General features: G+C 72.9%; 2 protein-coding genes and 2 pseudogenes. 3 read left to right on the top strand and 1 reads right to left on the bottom strand.

What is annotated here, in order from left to right; all coding sequences use genetic code 11:
* The first annotated feature begins 359 nt into the window (after positions 1–359).
* The 3 genes and pseudogenes from QH276_RS00215 to QH276_RS35300 form a co-directional block, all read left to right on the top strand.
* Positions 360–941 carry a hypothetical protein gene (locus QH276_RS00215; protein WP_280398112.1) on the top strand — a complete coding sequence of 194 codons (582 nt, stop codon included), beginning with the start codon at positions 360–362 and terminating at the stop codon, positions 939–941.
* A complete protein-coding gene (locus QH276_RS00210) occupies positions 928–2,193 on the top strand; it encodes a DUF7373 family lipoprotein (protein WP_280398113.1) in 1,266 nt (421 codons plus the stop codon). Before QH276_RS00215 ends, QH276_RS00210 begins: the two co-directional genes overlap by 14 nt.
* Positions 2,190–2,981: pseudogene (locus QH276_RS35300) on the top strand (serine/threonine-protein kinase); the annotation flags it as partial. The gene QH276_RS00210 and the pseudogene QH276_RS35300, both read left to right, overlap by 4 nt.
* Before the next feature lie 354 nt (positions 2,982–3,335).
* Here QH276_RS35300 and QH276_RS35295 read toward each other — a convergent pair.
* Positions 3,336–3,425 (bottom strand): annotated as a pseudogene (locus QH276_RS35295) (TrmH family RNA methyltransferase); the annotation flags it as partial.

Genomic DNA, 3,425 nt, shown 5'->3' with positions numbered 1-3,425 from the left:
GCTTTGGCCGCCGCGGCCGAGGCGGCCCCGGCCCCCCCGGCGGGTAAACCCGCCGCGCCCGGCCCGCCCCCCCCGGCGGGCGGCGTAGTGGGAGTGGGGGGGGTTGGGGGGCAGATTGGGGGGGTAGCCCGGTCCCGCTCGCGGCGGGCGGCGAGCGCTTCGGCTTCGGCTTCGTCGGCGCGGGGATTGGCGGCAACAAAGGCGGCCTGGGCTTCCCCGCGCGCGCATGTGGACGACCCCGCCGCGGCCGGGGGGGGCGCCGGGGCGAGGGCCCCCGGTCGGCCCCCCCGCCCCCCCCCACCCCCCCCCCCCCCCGCGCGCGCCCCCCCCCCCCCCCCCCCCCCCCCGCGGCCGTCTTCGTGGCAGTGGCGGTGGTGGCGGTCCTGATGGCGGTGATCGCCGTGACCGTCGTGCGCCGTGCGGCAGCGCCCTCCCCGCCGCCGAGTGCCGCGGTAACGGAGACGCGTTCCCCCGAACTGAAAGCCGCGCTGTGGGGTTCGCACGCCTATATAGCCGACGCCTTCCCGGAGCTACTGCCCGTATCGGTGGACGGAGTGGGTTATCAGGACCTGGTGGAGTGCCGCGCGGTCGCCGGGAACCTGGAAACGGTGTCGCTCTACGATCCGCCGGAGGTGGGCCGGGTCGCCTGCTTCGGCAACTACGAGCCGGTGGTGCTCGTGATCGCGACCTGCCGGGCCGATCTGGCCCCGATAAGCCCGGATCAGCTGCCCTGGACGATCGCCGGAGAAGAACGGTGGGAGCGCCCGTCCGGGTCGGGCCGGCTCGTCTGGGGCGAGTTCACGACCGTGCGGGGCGAACAGCGCGGCCGCCTCGACGTGCTCTTCGACGATCCCGGCCGCGCGCACTGCCGGCTCGAGGTGAACGGGATCGGGACCGGTGCCCTGCTACACGATCGGTGGTGGCCCGATGCACCGCTCTGATATCGGACCTCGGCGGGTGCCGGGAATCGTCGCCGCGGTGCTCGTGGTCGCCGGTGTGCTCAGCGGGTGCACCGTGGACGGTGAACCGGTTGCGGCACTGCCGGATCCGACGACGCTGGACACCGGCCCCTACGGTCTGGAACCGCTGGAGCCACCGGACAACGGCGACGAGAAATACGGCCGCATTTTGGAGTCGATGCGGATGGGGGAGGCGGTCATCGACCCGGTGGAGGCCGATCCGAGCCTGACCTTCGGTCTCGGCAACACCGCCTCGGTTCCCGTTCCGACACCGGCCACCGCCGGTTTTCTCGCACGTCCCGTGCGTGCGGTGCTGGAGCGATACGGCATGCTCGCCGGTTTCTCCGTGGGCGGTATGGATCAGGGCGTACCGGCCGAACTGGCCGTCGGCCGGGCCAGGCTGCTCACGGTCCAGTTACTGCGCTTCCCGGATGACGAATCGGCCCGGCTGGCGGCCGCCGATATCGATTCCGCCGATGCCGCGGTGAGCCCGGACAACGTGGGGATCGACATACCCGATCATCCCGGCGCGCACGCCCATTGGCGTCCGGCGGTGCCGACGATGGCCGCCGGGCTCGCGCACGGGCCGTTCGTCATCAGCGTGCTGGCCGGGCACACCGCACCCGATCCGGCGGTTCTCACCCGTCTGGTGAGCGCGGCGTTCACCGCGCAGATCCGGAGGCTGGCCGATTTCACGCCCACCCCGCCCGATCGGCTCGCCACCCTGCCGTTCGATCAGGACGGGATGCTGGCGCGGCTGCTGCCGGAGGCGCCCGGGTTGTGGCCGTATCCGGTGGTGCTCACCAACCGCAGCGACCCCAACGCGGGCTGGCGGACACGGTTCGATATCCGCGGGGTGGTCTACGGTCCGCGGGCGGGGCGGCGCTGGGGAGCCTGGGAGAAGAGCGAAGAGGGGCGGGGGATGATGCTGGCGGTCAATCGCCGGCATCACCTGGTACGGCATCCGGATGTGGCCGCTGCCCGGCGGGGCTTCACAAATACCGCTGCGGAAACCGCAGAACCGGGTATGCGGGCGGCGCCGGCACCTTTCGGGCTGCCGGATTCGCGCTGCGTCGAATCGCTGACCGTGGCACCGCACGATGTGCGTTTCTCCTGCCGGGTGCTCTACCGCGAATACGAGGCGATCGTCTACGGCCGGACCATCCGCGATACCCAGCAACGCGCCGCGGCCCAGTATGTACTGCTGGTGCGTAGCGATCGGGCGGACGGGTGACCGAGCCCCGGCCCGGCAGTGTGTTCGCGGGCTATCTGATCGAACGTGTCCTCGGCGGTGGCGGTATGGGGACGGTGTACCTGGCGCGGCATCCGCGGTTGCCCAGGTACGACGCGATCAAGGTGCTCTCCGCCGAACACAGCGCCGATCCCGGCTACCGTGCCCGGTTCATTCGGGAGGCGGAGCTCACCGCACGGCTGAACCATCCGAATATCGTCGCGGTGCACGATCGCGGTGTCGAGGGCGAACGGCTCTGGATCGCCATGCAGTACATCGCGGGTACGGACGCGGCGGCGCTGGTGCGGGCCGATATCTCGGCCGACCCGCGCCGCGCCGTCGGGATCGTCGTGCAGGCGGCGCGGGGGCTCGACGAGGCGCATCGGGCGGGAATGGTGCACCGCGATATCAAACCCGCGAACCTGCTGGTAGACGCGGCCGCGGGGAGGGGCGACCGGGTCCTGGTCACCGATTTCGGAATCGGCCGGGCCGCAAGTGAATCCACCGCGCTCACCGAGGAGGGGGCGGTACTGGCGACCCTCGCCTACGCGGCGCCCGAACAGTTGCGGGGCCTGCGGGTCGATCATCGCGCGGACGTCTACGCGCTCGGCTGCACCCTCTACGAATTGCTCACGGGCGGCAAACCTTTCCCCCGGCCCACCGCCGCAGCGGTGATCAATGCCCATCTGGTGGAACCACCGCCGCGGCCGAGTGCGGTGAATCCGGCGTTACCGCCGGAACTCGATATCGTCGTCGCCCACGCCCTGGCGAAGGATCCGGAGCACCGCTTCGCGACCTGCGGGGCACTCGCCGCCGCCGCCGAGGCCGCACTGTCGGGAATCCGCCCGGCCACACCACAACCGGGTGCCCGGGCCGGTGACATCTTCGTGCCGAATGACATCCCCCGCCCGTCCGGTGCCGGCGGCGATCCGCGGTCCGCTGCCACCGCCGTAGGGAACGATCCGTGGCAGCACACCGCCGACGGATGGCACGGCCCGTGGTCCGCCCCCCCCGCCCCGGGGCCCCCGCCCCCGGGGGGGCGCCCGGGCGCCGGGGGGGCGGGGGGGGGGGGGGGGGGCGGGGGGCGGGGGGGGGGGGGGGGCCCCCCCCCCCCCCCCCCCCCCCCCCCCCCCCGCCCGGCACGGTCAGCTGAGCCCGGCGAGTTTGTAGAGGACCAGGCTCCCGGCAACCGCCACGTTCAGGCTGTGGCCGGTGCCGACCATCGGGATCTCCAC

The sequence above is a fragment of the Nocardia carnea genome, assembly GCF_029869215.1.
Lineage (GTDB): Bacteria > Actinomycetota > Actinomycetes > Mycobacteriales > Mycobacteriaceae > Nocardia > Nocardia carnea_B.
This window is presented reverse-complemented; position numbering and strand designations above follow the sequence as displayed.

Excerpts from the sequence above, each read along its gene's own strand:
- QH276_RS00210 (WP_280398113.1), top strand. The coding sequence starts at position 928 with ATGCACCGCTCTGATATCGGACCTCGGCGGGTGCCGGGAATCGTCGCC.